14 protein-coding genes are annotated in these 14,661 nt (G+C 68.4%); 10 read left to right on the forward strand and 4 right to left on the reverse strand.

The annotated features are described in order from the left end of the window. The first annotated feature begins 176 nt into the window (after window positions 1-176). A complete protein-coding gene (gene ligD / locus BLT28_RS05270) occupies window positions 177-2,207 on the forward strand; it encodes a DNA ligase D (RefSeq protein WP_030433875.1) in 2,031 nt (676 codons plus the stop codon). Between the two features lie 81 nt (window positions 2,208-2,288). Here the strand turns inward: ligD and BLT28_RS05275 are convergent, their stop codons facing one another. Continuing rightward, a complete protein-coding gene (locus tag BLT28_RS05275; protein ID WP_030433874.1) occupies window positions 2,289-3,110 on the reverse strand; it encodes an alpha/beta fold hydrolase in 822 nt (273 codons plus the stop codon). A 1,610-nt stretch (window positions 3,111-4,720) separates the two neighbouring features. On the opposite strand from BLT28_RS05275, the gene BLT28_RS39820 reads away from it, so the two are divergent. Together BLT28_RS39820 and BLT28_RS05280 are read left to right on the forward strand one after the other, a co-directional pair. Continuing rightward, a complete protein-coding gene (locus BLT28_RS39820; protein WP_172806487.1) occupies window positions 4,721-4,837 on the forward strand; it encodes a class I SAM-dependent methyltransferase in 117 nt (38 codons plus the stop codon). Then, a complete protein-coding gene (locus BLT28_RS05280) occupies window positions 4,834-5,580 on the forward strand; it encodes an SDR family NAD(P)-dependent oxidoreductase (protein WP_030433873.1) in 747 nt (248 codons plus the stop codon). Before BLT28_RS39820 ends, BLT28_RS05280 begins: the two co-directional genes overlap by 4 nt. Window positions 5,581-5,692: 112 nt before the next feature. Here the strand turns inward: BLT28_RS05280 and BLT28_RS05285 are convergent, their stop codons facing one another. Continuing rightward, entirely contained in the window at window positions 5,693-7,216 is a 1,524-nt protein-coding gene (locus tag BLT28_RS05285; RefSeq protein ID WP_211256754.1) for an IMP dehydrogenase, read from the reverse strand. 53 nt (window positions 7,217-7,269) lie between these two features. Between BLT28_RS05285 and BLT28_RS05290 the strand changes: the two genes are divergently transcribed. After that, on the forward strand, window positions 7,270-7,509 hold the full coding sequence (locus BLT28_RS05290; RefSeq protein WP_030433871.1) for a hypothetical protein: 240 nt from the start codon (window positions 7,270-7,272) through the stop codon (window positions 7,507-7,509). A gap of 217 nt (window positions 7,510-7,726) precedes the next feature. On the opposite strand, the gene BLT28_RS05295 is transcribed toward BLT28_RS05290, so the two are convergent. Then, complete coding sequence (locus BLT28_RS05295) at window positions 7,727-8,302, reverse strand: TIGR03086 family metal-binding protein (RefSeq protein ID WP_083383663.1); 576 nt, start codon at window positions 8,300-8,302, stop codon at window positions 7,727-7,729. Window positions 8,303-8,325: 23 nt separating this feature from the next. Beyond that, window positions 8,326-9,444: an epoxide hydrolase family protein gene (locus BLT28_RS05300; RefSeq protein WP_030433870.1), complete on the reverse strand. Its 1,119-nt coding sequence runs from the start codon at window positions 9,442-9,444 to the stop codon at window positions 8,326-8,328. Window positions 9,445-10,239: 795 nt separating this feature from the next. Between BLT28_RS05300 and BLT28_RS40775 the strand changes: the two genes are divergently transcribed. The 6 genes from BLT28_RS40775 (at window position 10,240) to BLT28_RS05325 (ending at window position 13,470) form a co-directional block, all read left to right on the forward strand. Continuing rightward, window positions 10,240-10,485: a hypothetical protein gene (locus BLT28_RS40775; protein ID WP_030433869.1), complete on the forward strand. Its 246-nt coding sequence runs from the start codon at window positions 10,240-10,242 to the stop codon at window positions 10,483-10,485. 77 nt (window positions 10,486-10,562) lie between these two features. Continuing rightward, on the forward strand, window positions 10,563-11,060 hold the full coding sequence (locus BLT28_RS40780) for a hypothetical protein (RefSeq protein ID WP_030433868.1): 498 nt from the start codon (window positions 10,563-10,565) through the stop codon (window positions 11,058-11,060). Next, complete coding sequence (locus tag BLT28_RS05310; protein WP_162184967.1) at window positions 11,057-11,764, forward strand: GntR family transcriptional regulator; 708 nt, start codon at window positions 11,057-11,059, stop codon at window positions 11,762-11,764. The genes BLT28_RS40780 and BLT28_RS05310 overlap by 4 nt, the downstream gene beginning before the upstream one ends. Further along, window positions 11,757-12,569: an arginase family protein gene (locus BLT28_RS05315; RefSeq protein WP_052408289.1), complete on the forward strand. Its 813-nt coding sequence runs from the start codon at window positions 11,757-11,759 to the stop codon at window positions 12,567-12,569. Before BLT28_RS05310 ends, BLT28_RS05315 begins: the two co-directional genes overlap by 8 nt. A 137-nt stretch (window positions 12,570-12,706) precedes the next feature. Further along, a complete protein-coding gene (locus BLT28_RS05320; protein WP_063766720.1) occupies window positions 12,707-13,060 on the forward strand; it encodes a hypothetical protein in 354 nt (117 codons plus the stop codon). Between the two features lie 17 nt (window positions 13,061-13,077). After that, entirely contained in the window at window positions 13,078-13,470 is a 393-nt protein-coding gene (locus tag BLT28_RS05325) for a RidA family protein (RefSeq protein WP_030433864.1), read from the forward strand. Window positions 13,471-14,661 lie beyond the last annotated feature (1,191 nt).

Below are 14,661 nucleotides of genomic sequence, written 5' to 3' on the forward strand. Positions count from 1 at the left end.
GAGGCGTGGCTGGATCCGGCGATGACCGAACCGGAGGACGTGGAAGCAGTCACACGACCTGGTGTGCGCAAGGAGTTTGATCAAGCGGAGCATGGTTGGTCGGGTTACCTTCTGCCGGCAAGGCTTCGAGCACACGCTCCGTGGACTGGTAGCGGGCAGGGGCGGCGGAGGTCGGCATGGCGCGAAACTCCCGCGACGACCGCTCGCGCGTACCGGAGTGGATCACGCCGATGCTCGCCGCTCCCGGAGGTCCGACCCTGGCATCTGGTCCACAGTGGACATACGAGGCGAAGCTGGATGGCTTTCGGACGTGCATGCGGATCGCCCCGAACGGGGACACGGTGCTCACCAGCCGCAACGGCCTTGATTTCACCGCCGAGTTCGCCGATCTCGCGGGTGTGGTGGCGGAGGGGCTTGAGGGGCGCGCGGCGGTGCTCGACGGCGAGATCGTGGTCTACGACGAGCACGGACGGATTGACTTCGACGCGCTGCAGGACCGGCGGGGCCGCTACCGCAAACACGCCACCCGGCGTCCCGGACAGCCGTTCGAGGACCCGGTCGAGGTCCGCTTCATGGCCTTCGACCTCCTGCTCCTCGGCGAGAACATGGTGGTACGCAAGCCTTATCGGCAGCGGCGGGCGCTGTTGGAGCAGGTGCCGATGCCCGACCCGTATCGGGTGTCGGTGGTGAAGGCGTTTCCGTTCGACACGCTCACCGCGGATCGCCTGACACCACAGGCGCTGCTCGATCGCGTGACCGCGGCCGGGTTCGAGGGACTGATGGCCAAGCTCGCCACCGCGCCCTATGTTCCCGGACAGCGTTCGGACGCGTGGCTGAAGTTTCCCGCCACCAAGGTGCAGGACGTTCTGGTCTGTGGATGGCGGCCAGGGAAAGGCAGATTCACCGGACTGTTCGGCGGATTGCTCCTCGGCGCCCACGACCCGGGAACCGGGAACCTCGTCTACATCGGGGACGTGGGCACGGGATTCAGCGAAGCCGCACGCCGCGATCTGCACGCGCGTCTGGAAGCATTGGAACGCCGCAGACATCCGTTCGCGAATGAGCCGCCGCGCGAAGACGTGCGAGGCGCGCGGTGGGTGGAGCCGCTGGTGGTGGGGGAGGTCAGGTACCGCAGGTTCACCACCTCCGGGGAGCCGCGACTGCGGCACGCCAGCTGGCGGGGCATCCGCGAGGACATCACCCCCAGCGACGTCATCCTGCCGCGTCCCCACCCAACGCCCCGGCCACCACGCGAGGCTGTGCCTGCGGACCCGCAGCCGGAACCGGTTGAGGGCGAGCGCGTCACCGTGCGAGTCGGGACACGGCACCTGGCGCTGTCCAATCTGGACAAAGTCCTCTACCCCGTGGACGGGTTGACCAAAGCCGAGGTCATCGAGTACTACACCCGGATCGCCCCGGTCCTGCTGCCGCATCTGTCTGGGCGGCCGATCACCATGATCCGCTTTCCCAACGGCGTTGGCGGACAACAGTTTTTCGCCAAGAACGTTCCCAAGGGGGCGCCGAGCTGGCTGTCGACCGTTCGGTTGCCGCACCGCAGCTCACGGGCCGAGGGAAAGGACACGATCGACTACCCCTTGATCGAGGACCTGCCCGCGCTGGTGTGGGCGGCCAACCTCGCCGCGCTCGAACTCCACGTTCCTCAATGGACAGTCGGCCCTGGTCCGGTGCGGCTCCCACCGGATCGGTTGGTGTTCGACCTCGACCCCGGAGAGGGCACGAGCATCGTCGAGTGCGCCCGGGTCGCCGAACGCCTGCACTCCATCCTCACCGCCCACGGACTCACCCCGGTCGCGAAAACCAGTGGCTCCAAAGGCCTCCAGGTCTACGCCGGGATCACCACCACCGACCCCGCCGAGCCCTCCGCCTACGCCAAGGCCCTCGCGCAGCAGCTTGCCCGCGAGACCCCGGACCTGGTGGTGGCGAAGATGGCCAAGGCAGTGCGGCCAGGAAAGGTGTTCATCGACTGGAGCCAGAACAACCCCGCCAAAACCACCGTCGCGCCGTACTCCCTGCGCGGACGCGACCACCCCACCGTCTCCACACCGATCACGTGGGCGGAGGTCCGCGGCTGCCGACGCGTACGCGATCTCGTCTTCACCGCCGTCGACGTGATCGACCGCGTCGAGGACATCGGCGACCTCTTCGCCGCGCTCGCCGACACCCGCGCGTCCCTGCCAACCCGATGACCGTGACGCTGCACGTGGGACCGGGGTCGGCCACGTGTCGGACTGCCAGCTGCGCTGCGGGATGTCGGGTGGCGGTCGTGGCTAGCTCTGCAGGAAGGCGAGCAGGTCGGCGTTGACCTGGTCTTGGAGGGTGGCGGTCAGGCCGTGCGGCGCGCCCGGGTAGTAGATCTCCTGTGCGTCCTTGATGAGTCGGGCCGATTTGCGGGCCGAGTCGTGGACGGGGACGATCTGGTCGTCCTCGCCGTGCATGACGAGGGTCGGAACGTCGATGTGCTCGAGGTCCTCGGTGAAGTCGGTCTCCGAGAAGGCGCTGATGGATTCGTAGGCGTTTTTGAGGCCGGCCTGCATGCTCCACAGCCAAAACTGGTCCAGGATTCCCCGAGACACCTGGGCGCCGGGCCGGTTGGCGCCGTAGAACCGCGGCGCCAGGTCCCGGTAGAACTGGGACCGGTCGTTGAACAGACCGGCGCGCAGACTGTCGAACACCTCCATCGGCAGGCCCTCGGGGTTGGCTGGGGTCTTGAGCATGAGCGGTGGTACCGCTGCGAGCAGGACGGCCTTGGCCACCCGGGCGGTGCCGTGCCGCCCGATGTACCGCGTGACCTCGCCACCGCCGGTGGAGTGGCCGACCAGCGTCACGTGACGCAGGTCGAGGGCTTCGATCACGGCCGCGAGGTCGTCGGCGTAGCCGTCCATGTCGTTGCCCGAGGAGGCCTGGCTGGACCGGCCGTGGCCGCGCCGGTCGTGGGCGACGACGCGGTAGCCGTGCTGTGCCAGGAACAGCATCTGGCCGTCCCAGGCGTCGGCGTTGAGCGGCCAGCCGTGCGAGAACGTCACGGCAGGACCCTCACCCCAATCCTTGTAGTAGATCTTCGTACCGTCCTTGGTGGTGATCGTGCTCACGGGTTGGGTTCCTTCCCTTGGTGGCGTCCGCATCGCCTGTGGAACACGCCGATCGGCTGGGCCATCACACAGGGCCGGTCTAACACCCGACGCGCGCCCGATCCTCACCCGCGCGAGGTGAGACCAGGTGTGGGTGGCGTGCTCGGCTGGTCCTGGGTGAGGTCGTTCACTGCGCTCGCGCAGGCCTGGTCTCCGGTGGACAGAACATCGACTGGCTGGCCATGCAACTCAGAACTGGGTTCTGGTCCACTTCTCGGATGCTGTCGGTGATCTTCAGCTGGAGGTCTGCGGGGTCGCCCAGGTGGCTTCACCTGAGAGGTAGACAGGTATGCCCTGAATCCGTGCGGACTGTCGACGGAACATGTACGTGGCAAGGACGTGCGACTCGGATCAGAAGATTACGAACCTCTGGTTGGGGCCGCCGTGGCAGCGGAACTGGACGATCGGCACGTCCAGGCACTTGCCGGCGAACGTACGGATCCTGACTACCGGTGGCGCCTGGAGTTCGGCTGTGGCCTCGGGTGCCGCCTGAGCCGATACCCCACTCAAAAGGGGAAAGAGAGACGAAGCGACTGCAGCTGCCGTGAGCGACGCCGTTCGCATCCTTCGCGTCATGGAGGATCCTCCTTTCGAAGTCTCCGGCCCGCCCGGGTGACGAACGTCGGAGCAATCCTCCTCATTACCCGAACCGGATTCAGCCGCGGTTCACACGCAAGCCCCCATCTCAGGCGGCATACCCTCGCCCGTGCCCACCGGGAGCGAGACCAAGCCCAGCTGTCAGCTGAAGATCGCCAACAGCGTCGTTCTTGTGGAGCGCCTCACATGCTGTTCTCCCTCGGGTCGTCTGCTGCGCCGGCTGGTGGTCCACGTTCGAAGGGGTCGGCATCGGCATGCACGATGCCGCGGAGACCTCCCTCCAGGAGTTCGGGGCTGACGGCGAGCATCGGTGGCCCGGGAATCAATCGCGCCCGGGAGCCGTTCGAACTGGACCCGGAGCTGGCGTGGGGAGAGGATGACCGGTTCTCCGAGTGGAGCGACGCCTTGAGGAGAGGGCTCTTCCCGCTCGGGGAGATCGACCTTGTCGAGACCTGGGTCGCCAGCTTCGGGGCGATGCCTCACGCAGGATCGATGGGGCACACAGGTAGGGGACCAACTCGTCTGGGTGAGCACCCAGGACATCCACCTCGGCGGTGACGAGACTGGCGGGGTCGTCACCGCCGAGGGTGCGGGTGGGCGTGGTGACAGTCCGAGGTCCAGGACGGTCGGATGGTGGCCGCGGGCAGGCCGCTCGTTGGTGGCCGCGAGGTGGCGATCGCGAAAGGGCCGGGTGGTTGCTCTCGGCGGCTTGCTGTTCTGTGTGGTCGAGAAGGCGGCGCGTGGCTGCGTGACCCCTCATCAGGTTCTCAGCGGCCCAGAGCAGTCCAATGGCCTCGCTCGGCAGGCCCGCGTCTCCTCGATTCGGAAGGCGCAGGTGCTGTAGGGACACCGGGCCGTGCCCTGCACGCACGCGTCCGGCGCCAGCTGCACGTGCACGGTGTTGAACACGAAAGACCAAACCGGAGCGCCGCCCGCCTCGAATGACCGGTGTGCGCACACCCAAATTGACGATCATGGAAGCCGGCGCCCAGTTCAAGCGGACGTGGGAGTTCTACCTCGCTTGCTGTGAGGCGGGGTTCCGCTCGGGCTCTCTGGACGTCCGGCAGCTCGGCTTCGAGAAGGCCCGATGAGCCCGCGGGTCTGGATCACCGGTGCCTCCAGCGGGATCGGCGCCGCACTGGCCGAGGAGCTGCACGCGCGCGGCGCCCGGGTCGCGGTGAGCGCGCGCCGCACCGACCAGCTGGCGAGGGTGTCCGGCGGCCGCATGCTCGTCCAGCCCGTCGACGTGATGGACCGGATCGCCGTGCTCACCGCGGCGGAGAAGGTCATCGACGCGTTCGGCGGCATCGACATCGCCGTGCTCAACGCGGGCGCGTGGAACCGGTTCGACGTGACGGACTGGGACCCGAACTCGTTCCGGAACCAGTTCGAGGTCAACGTGTTCGGGATGTCCTATGGCATCGAGGCCGTGCTGCCGTCGATGCTGGAGCGCGGCCGGGGCACGATCGTCGGCGTCGCGTCGGTCGCCGGCTATCGCGGCATGCCGGGAGGGGAGGCCTACAGCGCGACGAAGGCCGCCCAGATCAACCTGCTGGAGTCGCTGCGAGGAGGCTTGCTGCACAAGGGAATCCGCGTGCAGACCGTCTGCCCCGGCTTCGTCCGCACGCCGATGACAGCGCGCAACACCTTCCCGATGCCGTTCATGGTCGAGCCCGAGTTCGCCGCCAGCAAGATCGCCGACGGCATCGCCTCGGGCAAACCGGAGATCATCTTCCCCCGGCGGATGGCGGTACTGATGAAGGCCGCGAGGCTGGTGCCGGTCGGACTGTGGTCCCGGGCGAACGCCAGGCTCGCCGCCCGCCGGCAGCGGTGACGGGCGATCCGGGTGAGCCGGTGCTCATCCAGACGCGCTGCCCCGCGCGACGCCTGAGCACGGCAGGAGCCAGCGATACCTTTCTCCCGAACTACCTACGCCTCGACGAACCCTAACCAAGTCCCGAAGTCTCCCTCACCTGGACAGTGGCGTGGCTTTCTTGAAAGCTCTGGTCCGAGACCAGCGTGAGGCGGGCAGTGGCCTGGAAGGCACCCAGGTCGATCGCGCCGCAGGACACCATGGTGGCTTTGAGCTTGGCGATCGTGGTGGCGAGGCCTTCGTGAAGGTCGCCGGCGTAGGGGACGAACCCGTCGACCCCCTCCTCGAACAGCAGTCCGCGACTCCCCTGGCCGTAGCGCTGCCAGTTCCGAGCGCGGCTTGAGCCCTCGCCCCAGTACTCTTTGACGAACCCGTCGCGAGTGGGAAGCTTCGCGCCGGGAGCCTGGTCGAAGCGAGCAAAATAGCGGCCCATCATCACGAAGTCCGCGCCCATCGCCAGCGCGAGCGCCACGTGGTAGTCGTGCACGAGCCCGCCGTCCGAACAGATCGGGACGTACTGGCCGGTCTGGTCCCGGTAGGCGTCCCTGGCCGCGGCAACGTCGAGGACGGCGCTCGCCTGTCCGCGACCGATGCCCTTCTGATCGCGGGTGATGCAGATCGATCCGCCACCGACGCCGACCTTGACGAAGTCGGCGCCGGCGTCGGCGAGGAAGGTGAACGCCTGGCCGTCGACCACGTTGCCGCCGCCGATCGCCACGTCCGGGTAATGCTTCTTCGCCCACGTCAGCGCCTCAGCCTGCCAGTCGCTGAACCCGTCGGAGGAGTCGAAGCACAGAGCGTCGGCCCCTGCTTCGACCAGCGCTGGAACCCGGTCACGGTAGTCATGGGTGTTGACGCCGGCGCCGACGCGCAGCCGCTTGCCCGCGTCCACCAGCTGCAGGGGGAAACGTTTGTTGTCGGTGTAGTCGGAACGGAACACCAGATGACGCAGGAACCCGGACTCGTCCACGGTGGGCAGGCAGTCCAGACGCTCTTCCCACAGACGCGTGTTCGCCTCCGACAGCCCGACGTCGGCACGGCTGTAGGCGATTTTCTCCAGCGGCAACATACGACTGCTGACCAAGGCAGCGGGATCATGCCGCTGCGGGTGGAAGTCCCGGGATGTGACCAAGCCGAGGAACTTGCCGGACGCAGTTCCGTCTTCGGTCACCGCGGCCGTGCTGTGCCCCGTTTCCTGCATCAGCTCTCGCAGGTGGCCGAGTGTGTCGGTGGGGCGCACGTTGGTGTCGCTGATCACGAACCCCGCCTTGAAGTTCTTCACCGCCCGGACCTCGCTCACCTGGTCCTCGACCGGCCGGTTGTGGTGCAGGAAACCCAGACCACCTTCCCGCGCCAACGCGATCGCCAGCTCCGGTGAGCTCACAGCCTGCATGATCGCTGAGGTGAACGGCGTACGTAGCTCGATCTCCGACGGTTCGCCGACCGCGTGGCGGACCAGCGGTGTCCGCAAGTCCACGGAACCGGGCGTGCACTCGCGAGAGGTTCGGTTCGGCAGCAACAAGAACTCGTTGAACGTCCGCGAAACGCCATCTACCAGCTGTGCCACAACTCTCCCTGTGATCCGGCGGATGCCCACCCGTACCTCGACGACACCTGGCGATCAGCATGCCTGATCGCGACTGGAGGGTCTTGAGCACCCGCCTCACCCAGCGGGATCCGGCCGCCGCACCGGTGCGCGCGACCCGGATCTTCTCCGGACCCAGCGCGATCGCGTTCGGCGAGCCCGGCCCGAGCATGACGCCCTGCCCGAAGCCGACCTGGTGCTGGAACACCACCCCGACCGCTGATCGGGTCGTCCCGGACGCGCGCTTCGTCGGGGGAGCGGTGCGGCTGCGCCCCGGCGAGACCAGGCGAACCACTCTGCCCTGAGTGGACGGTCGCTGCTTCGACACTCCTCCACGCTCCGCGGAATGTCCTTGACGGCCATGAGCTTCGCTGGTCTGTTTCTGCTTCGGTGTCGTATCGGGTCTCGTCCAACCCGAGGAGCACAAGGCGCCTTTCGTGGTACGTCCGGGCATCCGCTCCCGTCAGTCCACCAACGCTCTTGCGGCGCCCTGCCGAGACCCAGGGCGCCGCGCGTCGTGGATCAGCGGCTCCAGTGGGGATCGCGGCCGAGGTAGCGCAGCAGAACGGCCGCGTCGTCCTCGCCCGACTCACCCGGCAGCGCGGGCGCGTAGGCGCCGTAGGCGCGAAGTGGCTCCACGATCTGCTGCGCCACCGGGAGGAGTTCCCGCGCGAGCGCGGCCGACAGCGGCGAGGGAGCCCCGGCGGACACGGCCAGGTCCCAGGCGTGCACAGCGGCGTCGAGCGCGCACGCCCCCACGCCCAGCGAGGCGGGCATGGAGTTGGGCGGTACCGGGACGGCCACGTTCTCGGCGTCGGCGGCAACCCCGGCCCAGGCCGTCGCGGAGAGCTTCATGGCGTGCTCGGCGACGTTGCCCGGCGTGTCGGACAGCGAGCCGGACGGGGCGAACGGGTCCTCGGAGGGACCTTCGCCTCCGGTGAGGAACGCGGCGAAGGCGATCTGGTCGCCCGCCGCGTGCTGGAGGACCTGCGTGGCATTCCACTGCGAACAGGGAGTCGCGGCCTCCCAGTCGGTGACGGCGTTCACGGCGGTGCGCAACGCCTCGTGGGACTCGCTGAGAATCGGCCAGGTCGTCATGGCGGAACTCCTTCGGGGAGTGGTCAACGGAGGGAGGTGAAGAAGGTGCGGATGTCCTCGACGAGCAGGTCGGGCGCGTCGTGCGCGGCCCAGTGCCCACCGCGGTCGTGCTCGGTCCACGAGACGATGTTCTTGTGGTCGCGCTCGGCGAAGCGGCGGATCGGCCGGAAGTCGTTGGCGAAGCTGGACAAGCCCATCGGGAACGTCGTCGGCTCCTGGTCGCCCTCGGCTCGGCCGTTCTCGAAGTAGAACCGGGCCGAGGAGGCGCCTGTGTTGGTGAACCAGTAGATCGAGGCGATGGTGAGCACGTCCTCCGGTTCCAGCGCGTCGCCGAGCAACTGCCCAATCCAGGCCAGCTGTCCCGCGGGTGAGTCGGCCAGCGCGTGCGCCAGGGTCTGCGGCTGTGCCCGCTGCGCCTTGTCGTGGATGGCGGTGTCCACAAAGGACTGGAGGAATCCCAGGTACTCCACCTCTGCCGGGGTCAGCTCGGCGAACTCGGCCGGATCGCCGGAGGCGAAGGAGAAGATCTGGTTCACGTGCACGCCGAGCACCTCCGGCCCCGCGACCCGGCCCAGCAGTGGCGCGATGATCGCCCCGGCGTCGTTGCCGTGCACCCCGTAGCGCGAGTAACCCAGCCTGCGCATGAGCTCAGCCCATGCCCGCGCCACCCGGTGCGCGTCCCAGCCGCGTTCGGCGGTGTGGCCGGAGAACCCGAAACCGGGGATGGACGGGATGACCACGTGGAAGTGCTGGGACAGCTCGCGGGCCACCCCGAGGTACTCCACGAAGGTGTTCGGCCAGCCGTGGGTGAGGATCAGCGGGGTCGCGCCCGGGTCGGCGGAGCGCAGGTGTACGAAGTGGATCAGCTGATCGTCGATCTCAGTGGTGAACTGGGGGAACTCGTTGAGTTTTCGCTCCTGCGCACGCCAGTCGAAGTCCTCCCGCCATTGCCGGACGAGATCCTGGACGTAGGACAGCGGTACGCCGTACTGCCATCCCTCGCGCACCGGACCGACAGGCGCGATACCCGCGACCTCGGCGGCGGGCAGTTCGTTCGCCCACCGTGTCCTGGTGAGCCTGTCCCGCAGGTCATCCACATCGTGCTGCGGGACGCTGATCTTAAAAGGAGTGATCGTGGCCATGGCGGGGGAGTTTTCACGGCGCCACCCGGAAAAGGGAGGTGATAGATGTATTTGTTATTTTTATGGACACCTACGCCATTCAGTCAGGGATGAAATGGCACGTCAGGGCATGTCCCGGTGGAAACATCACGACTACCCGCGTCTTTCTCGTGCGCGGTTCCCATGTACGCCCGGGGCTGCCTGGAGAAGACCTCCGGGAGGTGGTGGACACCCCGTCGAGCCGGCGATCTCACACCTGCGAATCAGTGCGGAACCTGCGAGCGGACGTTCAACAGCGAAGTCGTCCGACTCCAGAGCGATCATGGGCAGAAGCGCCAGCTCGGCCTCGGTGAGCCGGAGTCCGTGGTCGCGCAGCCGCCACAGCACCAGCCACTCCAGCTCGTCGATATCGGCCGCACCTCTGTCGGGGAGCAGCTCCCACAGCCTTGGCGCGCGGGGTACCGGGTAGAGCAGCGATAGCGGAGCTGGACAGGAGCCGATCCAGCTGTACCCGGACGGGTCGCCACCTCATCGAGCCACGGACCTGACGTCGCGTGCGGGCCGCGGGGGTCTGGACGTGACGCGTGATGGATGACGCGTCTGTCGCATGTGGACGTAGGGCTGCGTCAATTCCGTGCTGCTGCTCGCCGATGCCCTCGGCATTCCCGCGACCGCGGCGGGTGGAGCACCAGTGGTGGCGCGGATCGCCGACCACGACCGTGCCGGGAGGCGTCGCCGAGGCAGCCGTCCAGATCGTCATCCAGCGGCCTGGGAGTCGTGTCCGGGCAGGGTGAGGGACACGATCAGACGGCCTTCGTGACGGGATCGGGCCGCGACGTCACCGCTGTGGGCATGGGCGACCGACCGCACCGTGGACCGGCCGAGCCCGCTGCCGCGCCGGGTGGCGGCGCGGTCGGCTCCCACAGGAACCGCGTCAGCTCCAAGGACCACCCCGAGGCGCCGTGGGTCGTCGCGGACGGCCAGGGCGGACTTCTCCTCACGGCCCAGATCGCCGCCGGGCTCCACACACTCGGGATCACCTGCCCGCGGCTCGTTGCCTAGCGGCATCTTGCCGGATTGTCGGACAATATGCCAATCTGGTGCTCGCAGGTCGTATTTCAAGGGCAGGAGGCTGGGGGGTGGTCCGAGTCCTTGACAGCGATGACGTCCGGCACCTGGTCACGACCGCAACCGGGTTCCACCGCAACCCCGGGCCGGGGCTTTCGGTCAGCGGCACCGAGGTGGTCATCACCTCGACCGGCGGCAAGAGGCTCGTGATCGAGGCCGACTGGTCGGCCCGCGGCGCGCATGTGACCGCGGTCGGCTCCGGACAGTGCCGCACAAGCCGGAGCTGGCCCCGCGGATCCTGGCGTGAGGGTGAGTACGTGCCGGACAGCCTCGACGCCGCAGCCGACTCAGGCGAGCTGCACCACGTGCTGGAGGCAGGCTCGGGGTATGGCGAGCTGACTGCAGTGGCGCCGGGGCGGCTGCTCGGCCGCATCGCAGACGATGAACTGACCGTGGCCGACCTGACCGGCCTGGGCATCCGATGTGCGGCAGTGGCCGCCCTCGCCGCCCGGCTCGCCGACGAGCACGGCGTCGGCCGGGATGTGCCACCGGGAAACTGGTGCCCGTGACGAACCCGATCACCGGCCTGGGTGCGAGCATCCGGCGGCAGAGCACCGCCGAGCAGGCCACAGAAGCCATCCGGCACGCCATCTTGTCCGGCCGGCTGCCGCCAGGCACGCCACTGCGTGAAGCCGCCCTCGCCGCCGAGCTCGGCATCTCCCGCAGTACCCTCCGCGAGGCCGCGCGGACCCTCGAAAGCGAGGGCCTGGTCCGCTACCAGATGAACCGCGGCATCGTCGTCGCTGACATCACCGGACCGGATGTCGCCGACATCTACGCTGCCCGCACCGCCGTGGAACTGGCCGCGGCAGACGCCCTGACCAGCCACCGGGACCCGGCGGTCTACGCGAGGCTCGCCGACCTGGTCGACCAGATAGAACGCGCCTTCGGCCATGGCGACGTCGCCGCAGTGCTCGACGGCGACCGGCTCTTCCACGCCACCCTGGTCGCGGCCACCGGCAGTCCCCGGCTGCGCCGCCTCCACGGGCAGCTCCAACAAGAGCAGCGCCTCGCCCTGGCACTGGCCGAGCGCTCCCGCCATGAACTCGGCCGCATCGCGGACGACCACCGCCAGCTACTGGACGCGCTGCACCGCAGCCCGGAAGAAGCCAGGGCGGAACTCACCGCGCACCTGCAAGCCGGCGCCGCCGAACTGCAACGGCTGCTCGACCTCCTCGCCCACCGGAACGAAAGAGAGACACCTCGTGGCTGATCACAGCACCGATGGGGCGTGGGATCTGATAGTCACGCCCTGGCACCTCGACGAGCACATCCCGGCCTTCCCGATCCCCGCCACTGCGACTCAGGCTATCCGCCCGGTCCTCCCTGCCGGCTCCGTCCCGGCCCGGATGAGCCTGCTGCACCAAGCAGTAGCCGACGCGGTGACCCGAGCCGCGAGGCCCCTGGTGCTCTCCGGCGACTGCCCAACCTCCCGCGCGGCGGTAGCCGGGCTGCAGCGCCGCCATCGCGACCTGGCCGTGCTGTGGCTGGACGCCCACGGCGATTTCAACACCCCCGCCATATCGACCAGCGGTTACCTCGGCGGCATGGCACTGGCCATGTTGACCGGCCGCACACCTGATCTGTTCGACGACACGCTAGGCCTGCGACCCGTTCCCGATACCAGCGTCGTGCTTGCCGACGCCCGCGACCTCGACCCCGCCGAACGCGACGCCCTCACCACCAGTCACGTCCGTCGCGTGCCCCCTGACCCCGCCGCGATCACCTCCGCCCTCGGCCAGCTCGGTCCCGCCCCCGTCTACGTCCACCTCGACATCGACGTCATCGACAGCGCCCAGTTGGCCGGCGCGCGCTTTCCCTCCGGCCCCGGACCCTCCCTCGCCCAGATCGAGGAATGCCTGGCCGCCGCCTGCGCCACCGCCAACATCGCCGCCGCCTACATCGCCTGCGCCTGGCTCCCCGAGCACGTGAGCGACCAGACCAGTCGCCAGACGATCACCCGCCTCGCCGCAGCGCTCGGCGCCAGCCTGGCATGGCACGAACCCGCCGGCGGCTGACCGTCCAGCCAAGCGCTCGCCGCCCCTCGCGACCGAACGCCGCTACCACGACGCCCGCAACGCCGGAACCGGCCAGGCCGCACCAGCCCCGGCCGTCAAGCTCATCGCGACCGCCGCTGTCCTGAGAAGGAAGGCCCATGTCGAGCATTCAGCGGCCTGTCGTGCGAATGTGGCACGGTTCCGTGCCTGTTGACCAGGCGGAACCCTTCCACCGGCACCTGCTGGCCAACGCGATCGCCGAGATGCGCAGTATCGAAGGCTTTCTCGACGCGACAGTTCTGCACCGACCGGAGGGAGACCGCGTCCGAATCACACTGCTCACCACCTGGGCTGGCAGCGAGGCCGTGCGGCGCTATGCCGGGAACGACACCGACGCGGCCCGCGACTACCCCGGTGACGATCACTTCGGCCTCGTACCGGATCCGCACGTCACCCACTTCGAACTCGCGTACCGACTCACCGAGCAGACCTTTCCGGCAACCAGCAAGTGAAAGCGGGCATCACGCTGATGGCCATCGAGATCATCCAGCCAGACGGCCTGGACACGCCGGAGACCTACAGCCACGTCGTCATCGCCACGGGCAGCCGCATGGTGTTCGTCGCCGGGCAGATGTCCGACGACCCCCATGGCGACCTGATCCACTCCGGGGATCTGGCGGCACAGGCCCAGCAGGTCTTCGCCAACCTCGGTCGTGCCCTCGCCGCTGCGGGCGCGCGACCGGATCAGGTCACCAAGATCACGATCTACGTGGTCGGGCACCGCAGGGAGTACCTGCCCGTCATCGAGCGAGCCAGGGTGGGCCTGTTCGGCGAGCACAAACCGACCGACGTCCTGCTCGGAGTGGAAACTCTCGCCGCGCCCGGCTACCTGATCGAAGTGGACGCCATAGCGGTCGTTTAGTGACGCGCCCGGAAAAGCCGGCCCAGGAGAAGTGAACTGGCGCGCCTCCCTCCTTCCGGACAGTGAACCAAGCGTCCACTTGCGCTTGCCCCGCGAGAACCTCAATGAGCACGGCAGCCCGCGCGCGAAGGCCACCACCGGCGGTCGGCGCTTGTACTACCCGATCGAGATGGTCCGCGCTCTGGTCGGTGTGTGGTTGTTCGCCGGGTGTCGCATCGACCGCGACGAAGTGGGCCAGCTCCATCGACGCCTGGAAGCACGTCCGGCCACCGCAACCGAAGTTCGTCGACCGCAAGACCGGCGAGCGCCGTGAGTTCCTGTTCTGCATCCGTGGCGAACACATCGGCCCGGCCTACCTCAACGGCACCGTGCTGCCCGCGCTCTGCCGCAAGGGAGGCATCCCCGAATTCGGCTCCCGCAGAGCGCTGACCAGGCAGCGTGCCCGGTCCGCCATCGCCTCCCAGCTACTCGACGCGCCCGAACCACTGTCCATTGCAGAACTGGAGAAACGGTTGGGGCACAAGCACTTCTCCAGTACACGGCACTATGCGGCACATCAGGTGCTCGTCGACCGGGAGACCATCCTGTCCGGCGCGGCCACCGGCGGTGAACGGCCCTGGAGGGACTACGGCCGTCGGCGACGGGTTACTGCACCTACGACTTCTTCACCAAATGTCCGCGCCGGCTGGCCTGCGCCCGCTGCCCGTTCTACCTCCCCAAGGAGTCCGGCGCGGCACGTCTGTTGGAAGTCAAAGACGGCGTCGACCAGATGCTCGAACGCCTCACCCTCACCAACGACGAACGCCCCGCACGTGAAGGCGACCGCGACGCCCTTGCAGCGCTGGCCGACCGCCTCCGGTCAGCACGTCGCAGGCCGTCCTCGGGCGCAGGGGGCCCGTGTGCCGGTGGATTGGTTGATGCGCCTGCACGGGCATGGCTCGAACGCGGACTTCCCGGAGTTCTGGTCGGTCTGTCCGGAACTCCGGCGATCGTGGCAGGGGCGTTGGACGACCATGAATCCCTGTCGGGCGGCGGGATCGGCGGGAGCCTGGTCCCGGCTGCAGGGCGCACGGTCGTCACGTCGAACCGCAGCTCCTTCCGGCGGTTCGGTCACGCTGTCCGGCGGCTTTGCGCGTCACAGCACCTCGGTGTCCGCTCGGGCTGAACGGCGCGACGCGCGCACCGTGCTCT

It is taken from the genome of Allokutzneria albata (genome assembly GCF_900103775.1).
Classification (GTDB): domain Bacteria; phylum Actinomycetota; class Actinomycetes; order Mycobacteriales; family Pseudonocardiaceae; genus Allokutzneria; species Allokutzneria albata.

What these genes read in the sequence shown, in the direction of transcription:
- BLT28_RS05295 (WP_083383663.1), bottom strand. Translation starts at nt 8,302, where the DNA reads ATGACGACCTGGCCGATTCTCAGCGAGTCCCACGAGGCGTTGCGCACC.
- BLT28_RS05280 (WP_030433873.1), top strand. Translation starts at nt 4,834, where the DNA reads ATGAGCCCGCGGGTCTGGATCACCGGTGCCTCCAGCGGGATCGGCGCC.
- ligD (WP_030433875.1), top strand. Translation starts at nt 177, where the DNA reads ATGGCGCGAAACTCCCGCGACGACCGCTCGCGCGTACCGGAGTGGATC.
- BLT28_RS05325 (WP_030433864.1), top strand. Translation starts at nt 13,078, where the DNA reads ATGGCCATCGAGATCATCCAGCCAGACGGCCTGGACACGCCGGAGACC.
- BLT28_RS39820 (WP_172806487.1), top strand. Translation starts at nt 4,721, where the DNA reads ATGGAAGCCGGCGCCCAGTTCAAGCGGACGTGGGAGTTCTACCTCGCT.
- BLT28_RS05300 (WP_030433870.1), bottom strand. Translation starts at nt 9,444, where the DNA reads ATGGCCACGATCACTCCTTTTAAGATCAGCGTCCCGCAGCACGATGTG.
- BLT28_RS05320 (WP_063766720.1), top strand. Translation starts at nt 12,707, where the DNA reads ATGTCGAGCATTCAGCGGCCTGTCGTGCGAATGTGGCACGGTTCCGTG.